19 protein-coding genes are annotated in these 15,717 nt (G+C 67.9%); 2 read left to right on the plus strand and 17 right to left on the minus strand.

Features of this window, described 5'->3' with window-relative positions:
- Window positions 1–23: 23 nt before the first annotated feature.
- Genes PKA16_RS00665 through petA form a run of 3 tightly spaced genes read right to left on the minus strand, consistent with a single transcriptional unit; the run spans window position 24 to window position 2,886 of the window.
- Window positions 24–779, minus strand: coding sequence for a cytochrome c1 (locus PKA16_RS00665; protein ID WP_324399348.1), 756 nt, complete (start codon window positions 777–779; stop codon window positions 24–26).
- 22 nt (window positions 780–801) lie between these two features.
- Window positions 802–2,244, minus strand: a complete 1,443-nt coding sequence (locus tag PKA16_RS00670) for a cytochrome bc complex cytochrome b subunit (RefSeq protein WP_324399350.1) — start codon at window positions 2,242–2,244, stop codon at window positions 802–804.
- A 12-nt stretch (window positions 2,245–2,256) separates the two neighbouring features.
- Window positions 2,257–2,886, minus strand: a complete 630-nt coding sequence (gene petA / locus PKA16_RS00675) for a ubiquinol-cytochrome c reductase iron-sulfur subunit (RefSeq protein ID WP_324399352.1) — start codon at window positions 2,884–2,886, stop codon at window positions 2,257–2,259.
- 154 nt (window positions 2,887–3,040) lie between these two features.
- Between petA and mscL the strand changes: the two genes are divergently transcribed.
- Complete coding sequence (mscL, locus tag PKA16_RS00680; protein WP_324399354.1) at window positions 3,041–3,460, plus strand: large conductance mechanosensitive channel protein MscL; 420 nt, start codon at window positions 3,041–3,043, stop codon at window positions 3,458–3,460.
- Between the two features lie 11 nt (window positions 3,461–3,471).
- Here mscL and pdxA read toward each other — a convergent pair whose 3' ends face one another.
- Together pdxA and PKA16_RS00690 are read right to left on the minus strand one after the other, a co-directional pair.
- Window positions 3,472–4,497, minus strand: coding sequence for a 4-hydroxythreonine-4-phosphate dehydrogenase PdxA (gene pdxA / locus PKA16_RS00685; protein WP_324399356.1), 1,026 nt, complete (start codon window positions 4,495–4,497; stop codon window positions 3,472–3,474).
- Between the two features lie 596 nt (window positions 4,498–5,093).
- Window positions 5,094–5,855, minus strand: coding sequence for a Nif3-like dinuclear metal center hexameric protein (locus tag PKA16_RS00690; RefSeq protein ID WP_324399358.1), 762 nt, complete (start codon window positions 5,853–5,855; stop codon window positions 5,094–5,096).
- Between the two features lie 126 nt (window positions 5,856–5,981).
- On the opposite strand from PKA16_RS00690, the gene PKA16_RS00695 reads away from it, so the two are divergent.
- On the plus strand, window positions 5,982–7,139 hold the full coding sequence (locus tag PKA16_RS00695) for a trypsin-like peptidase domain-containing protein (protein WP_324399360.1): 1,158 nt from the start codon (window positions 5,982–5,984) through the stop codon (window positions 7,137–7,139).
- A gap of 12 nt (window positions 7,140–7,151) precedes the next feature.
- Here the strand turns inward: PKA16_RS00695 and tatC are convergent, their stop codons facing one another.
- From tatC to hisH, 12 genes are all read right to left on the minus strand, one after another.
- A complete protein-coding gene (gene tatC, locus PKA16_RS00700; RefSeq protein ID WP_324399362.1) occupies window positions 7,152–7,958 on the minus strand; it encodes a twin-arginine translocase subunit TatC in 807 nt (268 codons plus the stop codon).
- 83 nt (window positions 7,959–8,041) lie between these two features.
- Window positions 8,042–8,536 carry a Sec-independent protein translocase protein TatB gene (gene tatB, locus PKA16_RS00705; protein WP_324399364.1) on the minus strand — a complete coding sequence of 165 codons (495 nt, stop codon included), beginning with the start codon at window positions 8,534–8,536 and terminating at the stop codon, window positions 8,042–8,044.
- A gap of 70 nt (window positions 8,537–8,606) precedes the next feature.
- A complete protein-coding gene (tatA, locus tag PKA16_RS00710; RefSeq protein WP_324399365.1) occupies window positions 8,607–8,840 on the minus strand; it encodes a Sec-independent protein translocase subunit TatA in 234 nt (77 codons plus the stop codon).
- A gap of 89 nt (window positions 8,841–8,929) precedes the next feature.
- The gene (locus PKA16_RS00715) at window positions 8,930–9,289 is read right to left on the minus strand and encodes a histidine triad nucleotide-binding protein (RefSeq protein WP_324399456.1); all 360 of its coding nucleotides are present in this window, start codon (window positions 9,287–9,289) and stop codon (window positions 8,930–8,932) included.
- Between the two features lie 49 nt (window positions 9,290–9,338).
- Window positions 9,339–10,385, minus strand: a complete 1,047-nt coding sequence (locus PKA16_RS00720) for a patatin-like phospholipase family protein (protein ID WP_324399367.1) — start codon at window positions 10,383–10,385, stop codon at window positions 9,339–9,341.
- A gap of 21 nt (window positions 10,386–10,406) precedes the next feature.
- Window positions 10,407–10,802: a hypothetical protein gene (locus PKA16_RS00725; protein ID WP_324399369.1), complete on the minus strand. Its 396-nt coding sequence runs from the start codon at window positions 10,800–10,802 to the stop codon at window positions 10,407–10,409.
- 4 nt (window positions 10,803–10,806) lie between these two features.
- Window positions 10,807–11,190, minus strand: coding sequence for a phosphoribosyl-ATP diphosphatase (locus PKA16_RS00730; RefSeq protein ID WP_324399371.1), 384 nt, complete (start codon window positions 11,188–11,190; stop codon window positions 10,807–10,809).
- A 5-nt stretch (window positions 11,191–11,195) separates the two neighbouring features.
- Window positions 11,196–11,585: a phosphoribosyl-AMP cyclohydrolase gene (gene hisI / locus PKA16_RS00735; RefSeq protein WP_324399373.1), complete on the minus strand. Its 390-nt coding sequence runs from the start codon at window positions 11,583–11,585 to the stop codon at window positions 11,196–11,198.
- A gap of 199 nt (window positions 11,586–11,784) precedes the next feature.
- Window positions 11,785–13,128 (minus strand): NADP-specific glutamate dehydrogenase, encoded by a 1,344-nt coding sequence (gdhA, locus tag PKA16_RS00740; protein WP_324399375.1) that lies wholly within the window; start codon window positions 13,126–13,128, stop codon window positions 11,785–11,787.
- A 204-nt stretch (window positions 13,129–13,332) separates the two neighbouring features.
- Window positions 13,333–14,112, minus strand: coding sequence for an imidazole glycerol phosphate synthase subunit HisF (gene hisF / locus PKA16_RS00745; RefSeq protein ID WP_324399377.1), 780 nt, complete (start codon window positions 14,110–14,112; stop codon window positions 13,333–13,335).
- 93 nt (window positions 14,113–14,205) lie between these two features.
- Window positions 14,206–14,946 carry a 1-(5-phosphoribosyl)-5-[(5-phosphoribosylamino)methylideneamino]imidazole-4-carboxamide isomerase gene (hisA, locus tag PKA16_RS00750; protein ID WP_324399379.1) on the minus strand — a complete coding sequence of 247 codons (741 nt, stop codon included), beginning with the start codon at window positions 14,944–14,946 and terminating at the stop codon, window positions 14,206–14,208.
- A gap of 99 nt (window positions 14,947–15,045) precedes the next feature.
- A complete protein-coding gene (gene hisH, locus PKA16_RS00755) occupies window positions 15,046–15,717 on the minus strand; it encodes an imidazole glycerol phosphate synthase subunit HisH (protein WP_324399380.1) in 672 nt (223 codons plus the stop codon).

Raw genomic sequence — 15,717 nt, forward strand, 5'->3', positions numbered from 1 at the left:
CGCCCGGCCGGTCGGGCAACAGCTTATTTGACGTCTTTCCAGTACGCCGCGTTCAGGCGCCAGGCGATGATGGTGAACAGGGCCAGGAACAGCATCACCCAGACGCCGATGCGCACGCGCTTGTTCTGCGCCGGCTCGCCCATCCACTGCAGGTAGTTGGCGAGGTCGCCCACCGCCTGCTCGTACTCCAGCGGCGTCAGCGTGCCGGGCGTGACCTGCTCCCACTTGCCGGTGAATACCTTCACGCTGTCGCCGCCCTCGTCGGTCTGGAACACCGGGCGGCGCTCGCCCTGCAGTTCCCACAGCGGATGGGGCATACCGATGCTCGGGAAGGTCAGGTTGTCCCAGCCGGTCGGCTTGTCGTCGTCGCGGAAATAGCTGCGCAGCAGGGTGTAGACATAGTCCGCGCCGGTGCCGCCGGAGCCGGAGCGCGAGCGCGCGATCACCGTCAGGTCGGGCGGGTTGGCGCCGAACCACTCCTTGGCCTGCACCGGATCGATGGCGGCCTTCATCATGACGCCGACCTTGTCGCCCAGGAACAGCAGGTTGTCCTTGATCTGCTCGTCGGTCAGGCCGATGTCCTGCAGCCGGTTGAAGCGCATGAACGCCGCCGAGTGGCAGTTGAGGCAGTAGTTGACGAAGATCTTCGCGCCGCGCTGCAGCGACGCGTTGTTGGTGGTGTCGCCGGGCGCCTTGTCCCAGCTGATGGCGGCCTGCCCGGCCCCGGCCAAGCCCAGTGCCAGCGTCAACCCGAAGACCAGTTTCTTCCAGATGTTCATGGTGTTCTTGCTCCAGCGGTCTTCAGTGCGGCTTGAAGGTGATGCGATCGGGGACCGGCTTGGGCGTGCCCAGCTGGCTCCACCACGGCATCAGCAGGAAGAAGGCGAAGTAGAAAAGCGTGCCGATCATGGCGACGAATTCGTTCGTCAGCCACTCGGGCAGCGACGGATTGAGCGGGCCGGGCGCCATGATGCCCAGCACCATCAGCACCAGGAACCAGACCACGAATACCGCGTAGACCCACTTGTGCCAGCCCGGCCGGTAGCGGATCGAGCGTGCCGGGCTGCGGTCCAGCCAGGGCAGGACGAACAGGATCAGCACGGCGCCGCCCATCACGACCACGCCCCAGAACTTGGCGTCGAAGGTCTTGAGCAGCGCGATCGCGACCAGCGCCGCGACCGCCATGCCGACCTTCATGGCCATGGCGCAGCGGCAGCGCAGGAAGCCGAGCACCGTCGCCAGCACGATGATGACGACCAGCACGTTGACCATCAGGTCGGTGGTGGCGCGCAGCATCGAATAGAAGGCGGTGAAGTACCACACCGGCGCGATGTGCGGCGGCGTCACCAGCGGGTCGGCCGGAATGAAGTTGTTGTACTCGAGGAAGTAGCCGCCCATCTCCGGCGCGAAGAACACCACGGCGAAGTAGGCCATCAGGAACACGCCCACCCCGACGATGTCGTGCACGCTGTAGTAGGGATGGAAGGGAATGCCGTCGGTCGGCGCCGTGGGCGACCAGCGGTTGCCCTTGGGACCGGCCTTGATCTCGATGCCGTCGGGGTTGTTCGAGCCGACGTCGTGCAGCGCCAGCAGGTGCGCCACCACCAGGCCGATCAGCACCAGCGGCACGGCGATCACGTGGAAGGCGAAGAAGCGGTTCAGCGTGGCGTCGCCGACCACGTAATCGCCGCGGATCAGCAGCGCCAGGTCGGGCCCGATGAAGGGGATGGCGGAGAACAGGTTGACGATCACCTGGGCGCCCCAGTAGGACATCTGGCCCCAGGGCAGCAGGTAGCCCATGAAGGCCTCGGCCATCAGCGCCAGGAAGATGGCGCAGCCGAAGATCCAGACCAGCTCGCGCGGCTTGCGGTAGCTGCCGTAGAGCAGCCCGCGGAACATGTGCAGGTAGACCACGATGAAGAAGGCCGAGGCGCCGGTCGAGTGCATGTAGCGGATGAACCAGCCGCCGTACACGTCGCGCATGATGTACTCGACCGACTCGAACGCCTTGGCCGCGTCGGGCTTGTAGTTCATCGTCAGGAAGATGCCGGTGACGATCTGGATCACCAGCACCAGCAGGGCGAGCGAGCCGAAGAAGTACCAGAAGTTGAAGTTCTTCGGCGCGAAGTACTCCGACATGTGCTTGCGGTATTCCGCGAACATGGTCGGAAACCGGTTGTCGAACCAGTTGTGCACCTTGGCGCCCAGGGGCGCGTTGGGGGAGATTTCCTTGAATTCAGCCATGGCCGCCTCTCGTCATGCTTTCTTGGTGTCTTCGCCGATCAGCAGGCGGGTGTCGGACAGGTAGACGTAGGGCGGCACCACCAGGTTCGACGGTGCCGGCTTGTTCTTGAATACCCGCGCGGAGAAATCAAAGGTCGATCCGTGGCAGGGGCAGAAGAAGCCGCCTTCCCAGTTGTCGGGCAGCGAGGGCTGCGGCCCGGACTTGAACTTGTCGACGGGCGAGCAGCCGAGGTGGGTGCAGATGCCGACCACCACCAGGATGTCCTTGTGTTCCTCGCGCGCGCGATCCTCGTTCTGGGCCCACTCGGGGGTGGGGAAATCCGTGCGCTTGGACATCGGGTCGGCCAGTTCCGGATCGAGCCCCTTCAGCGTGGCCAGCATCTCGGGCGTGCGCTTGAACACCCACACCGGCTGGCCGCGCCACTCGACGATCATTTTCTCGCCGGGCTGCAGCGCCGAGATGTCGACCTCGACCGCGGCACCCGCCGCCTTGGCCTTTTCCGAGGGCGAGAAGCTCCCCACGAAGGGCGTGGCCAGGACCACCGTGCCGGCAGCGCCGACCGCCGTGGTGGCGAGAAGCCAGGTCCGCTTGCTGCTGTCCAGCGGTGCTGGGGTGAAATTGCTGGGGGGGGCGTCACTCATGGCTGTGTCGGATGGGGTGTCTGCTCGTGGGCGGGTCCGCCGAGGATTGTAGCGGAGCGAAACCGCGTTGCGGCCCAGGCGCACACGGTACTTGACTTTCAGCAAAGCGCACGAATACTGGCGCGGTCTTCACAACCCGAGGGGAAACCACACCATGAGCATGATGCAGGAATTCAGGGAATTCGCGGTCAAGGGCAACGCCATCGACCTGGCGGTCGGCGTGATCATCGGCGGCGCCTTCGGCAAGATCGTCGACTCGATCGTGGGCGACCTGATCATGCCGATCGTCGGCAAGCTGATCGGTGGCCTCGACTTTTCCAGCTATTACATCCCGCTGGCCGGCCAGGCGGCCGGGCTGACGCTGGAAGAAGCGAAGAAGAGCGGCGCCGTCTTTGCCTATGGCAACTTCGTCACGATCCTGGTCAACTTCATCCTGCTGGCCTTCATCATCTTCATGATGGTCAAGCAGATCAACCGACTGAAGAAGGAAGAGCCGGCGGCGCCACCCGCGCCCGAGGCGCCGCCCGAGGAGGTGCAGTTGCTGCGCGAGATTCGCGACAGCCTGAAGCGCTGAGGCCGACCTGCTCAGGTGGCGAGCTGGCGCGCCATGCGCACGGCCGCCACCAGGCTGGCCGCATCGGCACGCCCGCTGCCGGCCAGGTCGAAGGCGGTGCCGTGATCCGGACTGGTGCGCACCAGGGGCAGGCCCAGCGTGACGTTCACGCCCTGCTCGACGCCCAGGTACTTCACCGGGATCAGGCCCTGGTCGTGGTACATCGCCACCACTACGTCGAACTCGCGCAGGCCGCGCGCGCGCATGAACACGGTGTCGGGGGCGAACGGGCCCTGGGCCGAGATGCCTTCGGCGCGCGCCTGGGCAATCGCCGGCGCGATGATGTCGATTTCCTCGCGGCCGAACAGGCCACCTTCGCCGGCGTGCGGATTCAGGCCGGCGACCGCGATGCGCGGCGCACGGTGTAGTGCGCGCCCAACGGATTCGTGCACGATTCGCAGGGTGGTCACGATATTGCCAATGGTTACCAATGCGATCGCCTCACGCAGTGATACGTGGATGCTCACCAGGACCGTGCGCAACTCCTCATTGGCCAGCATCATGCGCACCGGCAGTTCTGCCACCGCCACCCCCAGGTGCTCGGCGGCGAGCGCCTGCAGCAATTCGGTGTGGCCTGGGAAACCGTCGTAAGGCGCGCCCGCGGCCGCCAGCGCCTCCTTGTGCAGCGGCGCCGTCACGAGGGCGGAGATCTCGCCGCGCAGGGCTGCACGCGCAGCCCAGGACACGCAGTCGCCAGCGATGCGGCCGGCCCGCGCGCTGATCCGGCCGAACCGCACGAGCGGCTGCGACGCGACCACCTGCAGCACGGGGATGCAGCGTGGCGGCGCCAGAGCGGCATCCGCCGCACGCTCGAGTGCGGCAACCGGCAGGTCGACCCCGTGGGCGCCCTGCACCACCGCCGCCGCGCGCCGCAGCGTCGCCACGTCGCCCGCGGCGAAGCAGCCCCGCAGCACGTCCGGCGCATCGCGAAACGCCTTGGCAATGATCTCGGGGCCAATCCCGGCCGGATCGCCGAGGGTGATGGCTATGGGCTTCATGGCAGGGTGTCCCCTGGTTGGACCATGACAAATGACAGGGGACTTCGCTGCGCTCCAATGACAGAGCCATCATGCCTCATGCCGGCGTCCACCGATGTCATTCTTCATGTTTTTGAACACGAAACGATATCAGCCCAAATCCGGCAGTTGGATGCGCCCGTCGGTGCTGCCCGCGGCGTGCCAGGCAAGGACGAGGAGAACGCGCACCGGCGTGCGCAACGGCGAGCAGCGCCGCATGGCGCGTCGAGGGTGGCGCTGGCGGGTGCATGGCACGTTCACCGAGCAGATGGGCACGAGCCGACACAGCGCCGCCCATGTCCATGCAGGCTTGAAAGCGTTTGCAAGCGGCCGACGGTCGGATTCAGGATCCGTAGCTCGACCGCGCTTCACGCGACCCGCGGCGCACGACACGACCCTGCTCCGATGGGCGCAGGGCAGGCCAGCGGCAGCCGTGGCCGGGGTCTCCCTGGACACTGGATGCGTCCCCCTTGCAGGGGGATGGAGCGCAGCGACATAGGGGATGTTTCATCCCAGTCATGGGCACGCCGCGTCGTCATTGAGGGCGCGCGGCCGCGCAGTCATCGGACGCAGCAAGGTCATGCCGGATTGTCGATCTCGATGAACTCGTGCGCGAGGCCGAACTCGCGTGCCACATGCGCGGCGAGTGCCGGCGCGCCGTAGCGCTCGGTCGCATGGTGGCCGCAGGCATAGAACACCACCTCGCATTCGCGCGCCAAGTGTGCCTGGGGCTCGGAAATCTCGCCCGTGATGAAAGCCTGGGCGCCGGCGGCGATCGCGGCCTCGAAATAGCCCTGGGCGCCGCCACTGCACCAGGCGATACGCTCGATCGGCGCGCGCGTGCCGCCGACCTGCGTGACGCGCCGCCCCAGCACGTCGCGCAGCCGGCCGGCCAGTGCATCCGCGTCGGCAAAGGCGCCACCTTCGGCGCGGTGGCCGAAGAAGCCCAGGTCCTGTTCGCCGAAGCGTCCACTGGCCTCCAGGCCGAGGCGCGCACCCAGCTGCGCGTTGTTTCCCAGTACCGGGTGCGCGTCCAGGGGCAGATGATAGGCAAACAGGTTGATGTCGTGCGCCAGCAGGCGCGCCAGGCGCTGCTTCATCCAGCCCGTCACGGTGCCGTCCTGGCCGCGCCAGAACAGACCGTGGTGCACCAGGATGGCATCGGCCCCGGCCTCGATCGCCGCATCGATCAGCGCGCGGCAGGCAGTCACGCCGCTGACCAGCTTGTGAATCGGCGCGCGCCCTTCCACCTGCAGGCCGTTCGGCCCGTAGTCACGGAAGCGTTCGGGCTGCAATAGCGTGTCGAAGGCGTGCAGGAGGGTCTGGCGATCGGTGCTCATGACGGCAAAGGACAAGGAGCAGGAGGAAAGGCGCACGGCGGGCCGCCCCGATTGTCGGCCACTCGGCCGCGCCGCAGGGCCAGGCCGCAGTGATGCCGGGATCGGCAATGCACGACAATCCACGTCATGAAACGTCTCTGGCTCCTGTTCGCGCAGACCACCACCGTCCTGCTGGCGACCTACTTCGTGGTGCTCACGCTCAAGCCCCAATGGGTGGGTGGCAGCGCCGTGCCTGCGGGGGCGCCAGAGTCGATCTCGATCATCCAGGCGGCGCCGGCGCCTGCCGGCAGCGCGGGCGGCGCACCCGAGAGCCTGAGCGCCGCGGTGCGCAAGGCGGCACCCGCCGTGGTCAGCATCAACACCAGCACCACCATGCGCCACCCGTTCGGTGACGACCCCTGGTTCCGCTTCTTCTTCGGCGACGCCGGGGCGCAGCAGCAGTCCGGGCTGGGCTCGGGCGTGATCATGAGCGCCCAGGGCTACGTGCTGACCAACAATCACGTCGTCGAAGGCGCCGATGCCATCGAGGTGGTGCTGCCGGACGCGCGCAGCGCCGCCGCAAAGGTGATCGGCACCGATCCGGAATCGGATCTCGCGGTGCTGAAGATCGAGCTCGACCAGCTGCCGGTGATGGTGCTGGGCAATTCGGACCAGCTGCAGGTGGGCGACCGGGTGCTGGCGATCGGCAACCCCTTCGGCGTCGGCCAGACCGTGACCAGCGGCATCGTCAGCGCGCTGGGGCGCAACCAGCTGGGCATCAACACCTTCGAGAACTTCATCCAGACCGACGCCGCCATCAACCCCGGCAATTCCGGCGGCGCGCTGACCGACGTGCACGGCAACCTGATGGGCATCAACACGGCCATCTACTCGCGCTCGGGCGGCAGCCTGGGCATCGGCTTCGCGATCCCGGTTTCCACCGCGCGCCAGGTGCTGGAGAGCATCATCCGTCACGGTCAGGTGGTGCGTGGCTGGGTCGGCATTGAACCGGGCGAGCTCACGCCCGAGCTGGCGCAGACCTTCGGCGTGCGAGTCGAGCAGGGCGTGATGGTGACCGGCGTGCTGGGCGGCGGACCGGCGGCGCAGGCCGGCATCCGGCCCGGCGACGTGATCACGGGAATCGGCACGCAGCCGGTGCGCACGCAGTCCGAGCTGCTGACGCGCATCGCGGGGCTGGCGCCGGGCCAGGCGGTGGATTTCTCCGTGCATCGGCGCGGCCAGCAACTGGCGCTGCGCGTTACCCCGGCGCAGCGCCCGCGGCCGCACCAGCCCGGGGCGCGCTGACCGCGCGCCGGATCAGCTGCGTTCGGGCGATTCGCCGGCCGACGCCGCTTCGTCGCCGGCATCACGCGAGCGCACGAACAGCCGCGCCGCCCAGATGCCGCCCTCGTAGAGCAGGCACATGGGGATCGCCAGCGCCAGCTGCGACACCACGTCGGGTGGCGTGACGATGGCCGCAATGACGAAGGCCAGCACGATGAAATAGCCGCGGAAGTGCTTGAGCTGCGCCACCGTCACGACGCCGACGCGCGCCAGCACGACGACGGCGATCGGCACCTCGAACGCCATGCCGAAGGCCAGGAACATGGTCAGCACGAAACTGAGGTAGGCCTCGATGTCCGGCGCCGCGGTGATCGACTTGGGCGCGAAGCCCTGGATGAAGGCGAACACCTTGCCGAACACCAGGAAGTAGCAGAACGCCACGCCGAGCAGGAACAGCAGGGTGCTGGAGATCACCAGCGGCAGCACCGTGCGCTTCTCGTGGGAGTACAGCCCGGGCGCGACGAAGGCCCAGACCTGGTAGAGCACCACCGGCAGCGCGATCAGGAAGGCCGCCATCAGCAGGATCTTCAGCGGCACCATGAACGGCGAGATGACCGAGGTGGCGATCATCGTCGCGCCCTGCGGCAGGTGTGCCACCAGCGGCGCCGCCAGCAGGTCGTAGAGCTCGCCCGGGCCGGGATAGAGGGCCAGCACGCCCGCCACCACGCCGACCGCGACGATCGACTTGATCAACCGGTCGCGCAGCTCCATCAGGTGGGCGACGAACGGCTGCTCGGTGCCGGCCAGTTCGTCTTCGGGGTCTTGCTTGGGGGCGTTCATGCGGGAAATGGCAAATGACCGCGCCGCCGCGTGGCGACCATGACAAATGACGCTCGCGCCAGGGGCTCGTCATCCGTCATTCGTCATCGGTCATGGATTTTCTTGGGTCGGTAACGCGCCACGCGCGCCGCGCCGGATTGCACCTGGCGACGCACGCCGCGGCGCTGCTTGTACCACTGGGGCGTGGCGCCACGCTTGAGGCGCCAGTTCTTGTTCGGACGGTGGTACTCGGGGGGTGGTGGCTCCCAGGCGGGTGTCGATTCGCTCTCTCCAGCGCCCGAGCCACTGTCGCTCAGGCTGGCCGTCACTTCGCTCCAATCCTTCTCGAAGTCGGCGCTGGCCGATTTGAGGCCCTTTTCGACGTCGCGCCCGGCCTGTTCGACCGACTCCTTCATCTTCTTGAGTTCGTCGAGATCCATCGCGCGGTTGACTTCGGACTTGACGTCGGCGACGTAGCGCTGCGCCTTACCCAGCAGCGTGCCGACCGTGCGCGCCACGCGCGGCAGCTTCTCGGGGCCAATCACGATCAGCGCCACCGCGCCGATCAGCGCCATCTTGGAAATGCCGAGTTCAAGCATCTGGGCAGTTCGCCGCCGGGCATCGCGCGCTCGGCAGGAGTGCCGCGCGCAACACCTCGACCGAAGGGCGTCAGCTCTTTTCCTTTGCCTGCACGTCGATGGTTTCCTTGTGCGCCGTGCCGTTGGCCACCTGCCCGACCGGAGCATCGGTGGCGGCGTCGCTGGCGCCATCCTTCATGCCGTCCTTGAAGCCCTTGACGGCACCGCCCAGGTCGGAGCCAATGTTCTTGAGCTTCTTGGTGCCGAAGATCATGACCACGATCAGCAGCACGATCAGCCAGTGCCAGATGGAAAACGAACCCATAGTGATAACTCCTTGCGCGCCATCGGTGGGCGCCTGTACAAACAATTTTAGTCTGTCGGACGACGAGAGCCCCTGCGGCACGCGCCGCCTCAGGTTTTCAGCCAGGGGCGCGGACCGCCAATCACGTGCACGTGCAGATGGTGCACCTCCTGCCCGGCCAGCGTTCCGGTGTTGACGACGACGCGGAACCCCCCGTCCGGATAAGGCGTGCAGCCCTGCTCCAGGGCCAGGCGGGGAGCCAGCGTGAGGATGCGGCCCAGCAGGGCGGCGTGCTCCGGCCCGACCTGGGCCAGCGACGGCAGGTGCGTCTTCGGGATGATCATGAAGTGCACCGGCGCCCACGGGTTGATGTCGTGGAAGGCGTAGAGCTCGTCGTCCTCGTACACCTTGCGCGAGGGAATCTGGCCTGCAACGATCTTGCAGAAGATGCAGTCCGGGTCGGAATGGATTGTCATGGGTGGGCTCGTGTCAGTGGAAAAACCGTGGAAATGCGCCCACTCAGGCACGGCGCCGGCGCGAGCGGGGTGGGGGTTGGTAGCGCTGGTCGAGGTCGAGCGACAGGTCCATGCTGGAGCGCTCGCCGACCGCGTGCGCCTGCTCGGCCAGCCAGCGCAGGCCGGCGGCGCGCCCCAGCTCGAACAGACGGGAGACGAAGCGCCCATCGAAGCGCACCTTGCTGGCCGGCCCGAACCCGACCAGCGCATCGCCGCCATCGATGTGGTGCAGCAGCACGTCCTTGTGCAGGCCACGGGGGAAGCGACCGTCCTCCAGCATCTGGTGCACGAACTTGATCACCCGCAACTCGGCCAGCAGCCCGGCGTTGAAGGTGATGTCGGCCACCCGCTCGGCGATGCCCGATGCGTCCTTGGGCAGGGTTGCCACGGTGCTCGGCGCAATCTGCACGATCAGCACGTCGCGCGTCTCGGTGCGATAGATCAGCGGATGGATCGGCGGGTTGCCGCAGTAACCACCGTCCCAGTAGTGCTCACCATCGATCTCGACCGCCTTGAAGCTGGTCGGCAGGCAGGCCGAGGCCATCACCGCGTCAACCGAGATGCGCTCGCCGGTGAAGACCTCCGCGCTGCCCGTGCGCACGCGGGTGGCGTTGACGAACAGGCGCACGAACGGCTGGCGGCGCAGCAGCTCGAAGTCGATCTGGCGCTCCAGCAGGCGCCGCAGCGGGTTGAAGTCGAATGGATTGGCCTGGTAGGGCGAGACCCACTGGCTCATCAGCCCCAGCCACGGATTGCCGCCGCCCAGCGGCACGCCGGCGATGAAACTGCCCATGGCGCCGATCTCGGTCCAGAAGCGGCGCAGGCTTTGCCGTGCCGCCTGGCGCGCCTGGGCCTCGTCGGCCCCCTCGGTGCGTGCCGTCGCCAGCCCCTGTGCCAGCGCCACCGCGTTCATGGCCCCCGAGCTGGTGCCGCACAGGCCGTCGAGCTCGAAGCGCCCATCCTCCAGCAGGGCGTCCAGCACGCCCCAGGTAAAGGCCCCATGCCCCCCGCCTCCCTGCAGGGCCAGGTTCAGCGGCCGGGGCGCTGGCATGGCCAGTGGCTCCAGACAGCTTCAGGCGTCAACGGCACGCCCGGCATTCATGCGCACCATGCCCTTGACGATCCGGTACAGGAACCAGACGGAGATGGCCAGCCAGGCCAGCGCTCCGGGCAGGTAGAACAGCAGGAACAGCGGGAACGTCACCACGTACAGCACGCCGGCCCAGAGCACGGTGCGGATGCGCCAGCGGAAGTGGCTGGCCTGCCAGTTGCCGGTGGCTTCGTCCTTTTTCACCAGGTCCAGCACCAGCGCGATGATCAGCAGCCCGATGCTGACCTGCGCGCCGGGTACCACGGCAGCGACGGCGACGATCAGGTGCAGGATGTAGCTGACCCAGCCCCAGGCCCGCAGGGAATCACCGCGCCGCGTGTCGATCGGCTCGATGTCGATGATGTCGTGCTCGCTCACTGCCCTACCCTCCATTGCGCACGGATTCGGCCTGCGCCCGCGCCTCGGCCTTGCGCAAGGCCTTTTCCTCCAGGCCCGACAGGCCCTCGCGCCGGCCCAGCTCGGCCACGACGTCGGCGGCGGACAAGCCGTAGTAGGCCAGCGCCACCATGCCATGGAACCACAGGTCGGCCATCTCGGAGACGATGCGCTCGCGTGCGCCCCCATGCTCGGCGTCCTTGGCCGCCATCACGACCTCGGTGGCCTCCTCGCCGATCTTCTTGAGGAAGGCGTCCGGACCCCGGTGCAGCAGGCGCGCCACGTAGCTCTTCTCCGGGTCGCCCCCTGCGGCCGGACGGCGGCTCTCGATCACTTCGGTCAGGCGCGTCAATGTGTCCTGCACGCTCATGTCCATCACTCGTAGATTTCGTGCGGGTCCTTCAGGACCGGGTCGACGGCACGCCAGGCGCCATCCTCGAGCACGCTGAAGAAGCAGCTGTGGCGTCCGGTGTGACAGGCAATGCCGGGATCGTGCCCGAGCTGCGTGACCTTCAGGAGGATCACGTCCTGGTCGCAATCGATGCGGATCTCGTGCACCTGCTGCACGTGACCCGACTGCTCGCCCTTGGCCCACAGCCTGCCGCGCGAGCGGCTCCAGTAGACGGCGCGGCCCAGCTCGACCGTGCGCGCCAGCGCCTCGCGATTCATCCAGGCCAGCATCAGCACGTCGCCGCTGCCCTGCTCCTGCGCGATCGCCGGCACCAGGCCCTGGGCGTCCCATTTCACTTGATCGAGCCAATCCATGCACGGATTGTCCGGCATTCGCTCCGTGCGTGGCGGGACCATCCCGAAGCCACCATGCACCGCTCGTGACACATCGACCCCGCACTCTCGGGAAGCCACGGAACAGGCCACCCGAGCAGCAACCGTGTCCAGGGCTCCCCTGGGCACAGGCTGCACCCCTTCCGAGGGGAAAGGCGCGCCTGCGCCTCGGGGATGGTCGTCAGTACACCCCCTGCGCCAGCATGGCGTCGGCGATCTTGACGAAGCCGGCGATGTTGGCGCCCTCGACGTAGTTCACGCTGCCGTCCTGGCGCTCGCCGTGGCGCACGCAGTTGCCGTGGATGTCCTTCATGATCTCGTGCAGGCGCAGGTCGACCTCGCTGTGCGTCCAGGACAGGCGCATGGCGTTCTGGCTCATCTCCAGGCCCGAGGTGGCGACGCCGCCGGCGTTGCTGGCCTTGCCCGGTGCATACAGGGTGCCGGCGGCCAGGAAGGCGTCGACGGCCTCCAGCGTGCTGGGCATGTTGGCGCCCTCGGCCACGCAATGCACGCCGTTGGCAATCAGCATGCGTGCGTCATCCCCGTCCAGCTCGTTCTGCGTCGCGCAAGGCAGCGCAATGTCGACCGGCACGTGCCAGGGCCGGCGGCCGGCCTCGAAACCGAGCCTGTGCTGCCGGCAGAATTCGGCCAGGCGTCCGCGCCGCACGTTCTTGAACTCCAGGATGTCGGCGAGCAGCGCCTCGCTGATGCCGTCCGGGCAGACCAGGGTGCCGCCCGAATCCGACAGCGTCACGACGCGCGCGCCCAGTTCGATCGCCTTGGCCGCCGCGTACTGCGCCACGTTGCCCGAGCCGGAGATGCTGACGCGTCGACCCTCGAAGCCGCGCTGCTGGCGGCGCAGCATCTCCTGCGTGAAGTAGACCAGGCCGTAGCCGGTGGCCTCGGGGCGCATCAGGCTGCCGCCGAAGGCAATGCCCTTGCCGGTGAACACGCCGCCGGCATCGTTGCTGAGCTTCTTCATCATGCCGGCCATGAAGCCGACCTCGCGCCCGCCAACGCCGATGTCGCCCGCCGGCACATCGGTGTCCGGACCGAGGTGGCGGTAGAGCTCCAGCATCAGGGCCTGGCAGAAGCGCATCACCTCGCCATCGCTCTTGCCCTTGGGGTCGAAGTCGCTGCCGCCCTTGCCACCGCCCATGGGCAGGGTGGTGAGCGCGTTCTTGAAGGTCTGCTCGAAGCCGAGGAACTTGAGGATCGACAGGTTGACGCTGGGGTGGAAGCGCATGCCGCCCTTGTAGGGCCCGATTGCCATGTTGTGCTGGACGCGAAAGGCGCGGTTGACGCGGGTCTGCCCCTGGTCGTCGGTCCAGGCGACGCGAAACTGGATCGCGCGGTCCGGCTCGACCAGGCGCTCGAGCAGCGCCCAGTCACGGTATCTGGGATGGCGATCGAGGAAGGGCCAGAGCGAGGTCATCACCTCGCGCACGGCCTGCAGGAACTCGGCCTGGTCGGGGTCGCGCCGTTGCACGGCGCCGAGGAAGTCTTCGAGATTGCGGGTCGTCATGGAGGGGCTCTCGGAAAATGAACGGATCAGGCGCTGTGCGGGACGGCCGGTCGCGGGATCCGGATGCGCCACGCCATGCGCGTCCCGTCCCGATCGAAACCGATGCGCGCTGGCGGCGGCCACACCGGGAAGCCCGCGCAGCGGCACTGGCGCTTGCTGGAAAGGCCGTGGTCGGACGGGTGGGCGCAGCGCATGGGCCGGGGCTCAGAGTCGCACCGTGATGCCGCGCGCGGCCAGGTGCTGCTTGGCCTGCGCGATGGTGAATTCGCCATAGTGGAAGATGCTGGCCGCCAGCACCGCGTCGGCGCCGCCCTGCAGGATGCCCTCGGCCAGATGCTCCAGGGTGCCAACGCCGCCGGAGGCGATCACCGGCACCTCGACCGCGTCGCTCACCGCGCGCGTCAGTGCCAGGTCGAAGCCGCTTTTCGTGCCGTCGCGGTCCATGCTCGTGAGCAGCAGTTCGCCGGCGCCGTGCTCGACCATGCGGCGCGCCCAGTCGACCGCGTCCAGCCCGGTGTTGCGCCGCCCGCCATGGCTGTAGACATCCCAACCGGCACCGCGCGCGTGCTCCTCCTCGGGGCTGCGCCTGCGTGCGTCGATGGCGACCACGATGCACTGCGCGCCATACCGGGCCGAGGCCTCGCGAATGAGCTGCGGATCGGCGATCGCCGCCGAGTTGAAGCTGACCTTGTCGGCGCCGGCATTGAGCAGGCGGCGCACGTCATCGACCGAGCGCACGCCGCCGCCCACGGTGAGCGGAATGAACACCTGCGACGCGACCGCCTCGATGATCGGCAGGATCAGATCGCGTCCGTCGCTGGTGGCGGTGATGTCCAGGAAGGTGAGCTCGTCGGCGCCCTGCTCGTTGTAGCGCGCCGCGATCTCGACCGGATCGCCGGCATCGCGCAGAGCGACGAAATTGACGCCCTTCACGACGCGGCCGCCGGTCACGTCCAGGCAGGGGATGATGCGCTTGGCCAGCATGTCAGTCAGCGCCGCGGGGCCGCCCGAAGGCCTTGGCACGCCCCCTCGGGGGGCAGCACAGGCAAGAAGCGTGGAGCGTGGGTACAAGTCATGTCACTCGCCCAGTTCGTCCGCGCGCGCCTGCGCGGCGGCGAAGTCCAGTTCGCCCGAATAGATGGCGCGGCCGGCGATCACGCCCTCGATCCCTTCGCCCTCGACCGCGCACAAGGCCTCGATGTCGGCCATGCCGGCGAGGCCGCCAGAGGCGATGACCGGAATGGTGAGCGCGCGCGCCAGCCTGACGGTGGCCTCGACGTTGATGCCGCTGAGCATGCCATCGCGCCCGATGTCGGTGTAGATGATCGACTCGACCCCCCAGTCCTGGAACTTGCGCGCGAGGTCCACCACCTCGTGGCCGGTGAGCTTGCTCCAGCCGTCGGTGGCGACCTTGCCGTCGCGCGCGTCGAGGCCGACGATGACGTGGCCGCCGAAGGCGCTGCAGGCATCGCGCAGGAAGCCCGGGTTCTTCACTGCCGCGGTGCCGATGATGACGTAGCGGATCCCGGCGTCGATGTAGGCCTCGATCGTGTCCAGGTCGCGAATGCCGCCACCCAGTTGCACCGGCACCTCATCGTTCACCTCGCGCAGGATCGCCTTGATCGCCGCCAGGTTCTGTGGCTTGCCTGCGAAGGCGCCGTTCAGGTCGACGAGGTGCAGGCGGCGCGCGCCCTCATCCAGCCAGTGGGCGGCCATCTCGGCCGGGGCTTCGCTGAAGAGGGTGGATTGGTCCATGTCGCCTTGCTTCAGGCGTACGCAATGACCGTCCTTGAGGTCGATGGCGGGAATCAGCAGCATGACACGTTGAGCGTTGAGCGCCCTGCGTTGAGCGGTTTCGAGAGCAGCGGGGTTGGACAGGTCCACGCTGAGCGCCAGGCGCTCGACGTGGAACGGTTTTCAAGGATTCCAGTGCAGGAAGTTGCGGTACAGCGCCAGCCCCTGGGCCGCGCTTTTTTCGGGGTGAAACTGGGTGGCGAAAAGATTATCACGGGCCACGGCGGCGGCAAAGTGCAAGCCGTATTCGGCTTCGCCCGCGCAATGCGCCGGCTCGCGCGGGCGCGCGTAGTAGCTGTGCACGAAATAAAACCACGGTGCGTCCATCACGCCACCCCAGACCGGGTGCGCGCACGTCGGACGCACGCGGTTCCAGCCCATCTGCGGCACCTTGTAGCGGCTGCCATCGGCAGCGCGCCGGCCCGCCAGCTCGAAACGCACGACGTCGCCGGCGATCAGGTCCAGCCCCGCCGTGCCGTGCGCGTCTTCGCCCTCGGCGCTGTGCGTCAGCAGCATCTGCATGCCGACGCAGACGCCGAACAGCGGCCTGTCCGCGGCCGCCGCCAGTACCGCCTCGAGCAGGCCCGAGTCCCGCAACTGCCGCATGCAGGCTCCCATCGCGCCCTGCCCCGGCAGCACGATGCGGCCGGCCGCGCGCACCCGCGCCGGCTCGGAAGTGACGACGACGTCCACGCGCGTGTCCTGCGCGGCATGCGTCAGCGCCTGCGCCACCGAGCGCAGGTTGCCCATGCCGTAATCGACGACGGCGACGGTCGGATGGGTGGCGGATGACAT

It is taken from the genome of Ottowia sp., from assembly GCF_035325765.1.
Lineage (GTDB): Bacteria > Pseudomonadota > Gammaproteobacteria > Burkholderiales > Burkholderiaceae_C > Ottowia.

Bases quoted from the DNA above. Each gene is read 5' to 3' on its own strand.
- PKA16_RS00665 (WP_324399348.1), bottom strand. From the start codon at position 779: ATGAACATCTGGAAGAAACTGGTCTTCGGGTTGACGCTGGCACTGGGC.
- PKA16_RS00670 (WP_324399350.1), bottom strand. From the start codon at position 2,244: ATGGCTGAATTCAAGGAAATCTCCCCCAACGCGCCCCTGGGCGCCAAG.
- petA (WP_324399352.1), bottom strand. From the start codon at position 2,886: ATGAGTGACGCCCCCCCCAGCAATTTCACCCCAGCACCGCTGGACAGC.
- mscL (WP_324399354.1), top strand. From the start codon at position 3,041: ATGAGCATGATGCAGGAATTCAGGGAATTCGCGGTCAAGGGCAACGCC.
- pdxA (WP_324399356.1), bottom strand. From the start codon at position 4,497: ATGAAGCCCATAGCCATCACCCTCGGCGATCCGGCCGGGATTGGCCCC.
- PKA16_RS00690 (WP_324399358.1), bottom strand. From the start codon at position 5,855: ATGAGCACCGATCGCCAGACCCTCCTGCACGCCTTCGACACGCTATTG.
- PKA16_RS00695 (WP_324399360.1), top strand. From the start codon at position 5,982: ATGAAACGTCTCTGGCTCCTGTTCGCGCAGACCACCACCGTCCTGCTG.
- tatC (WP_324399362.1), bottom strand. From the start codon at position 7,958: ATGAACGCCCCCAAGCAAGACCCCGAAGACGAACTGGCCGGCACCGAG.
- tatB (WP_324399364.1), bottom strand. From the start codon at position 8,536: ATGCTTGAACTCGGCATTTCCAAGATGGCGCTGATCGGCGCGGTGGCG.
- tatA (WP_324399365.1), bottom strand. From the start codon at position 8,840: ATGGGTTCGTTTTCCATCTGGCACTGGCTGATCGTGCTGCTGATCGTG.
- PKA16_RS00720 (WP_324399367.1), bottom strand. From the start codon at position 10,385: ATGCCAGCGCCCCGGCCGCTGAACCTGGCCCTGCAGGGAGGCGGGGGG.
- PKA16_RS00730 (WP_324399371.1), bottom strand. From the start codon at position 11,190: ATGAGCGTGCAGGACACATTGACGCGCCTGACCGAAGTGATCGAGAGC.
- hisI (WP_324399373.1), bottom strand. From the start codon at position 11,585: ATGGATTGGCTCGATCAAGTGAAATGGGACGCCCAGGGCCTGGTGCCG.
- gdhA (WP_324399375.1), bottom strand. From the start codon at position 13,128: ATGACGACCCGCAATCTCGAAGACTTCCTCGGCGCCGTGCAACGGCGC.
- hisF (WP_324399377.1), bottom strand. From the start codon at position 14,112: ATGCTGGCCAAGCGCATCATCCCCTGCCTGGACGTGACCGGCGGCCGC.
- hisA (WP_324399379.1), bottom strand. From the start codon at position 14,946: ATGCTGCTGATTCCCGCCATCGACCTCAAGGACGGTCATTGCGTACGC.
- hisH (WP_324399380.1), bottom strand. From the start codon at position 15,717: ATGTCATCCGCCACCCATCCGACCGTCGCCGTCGTCGATTACGGCATG.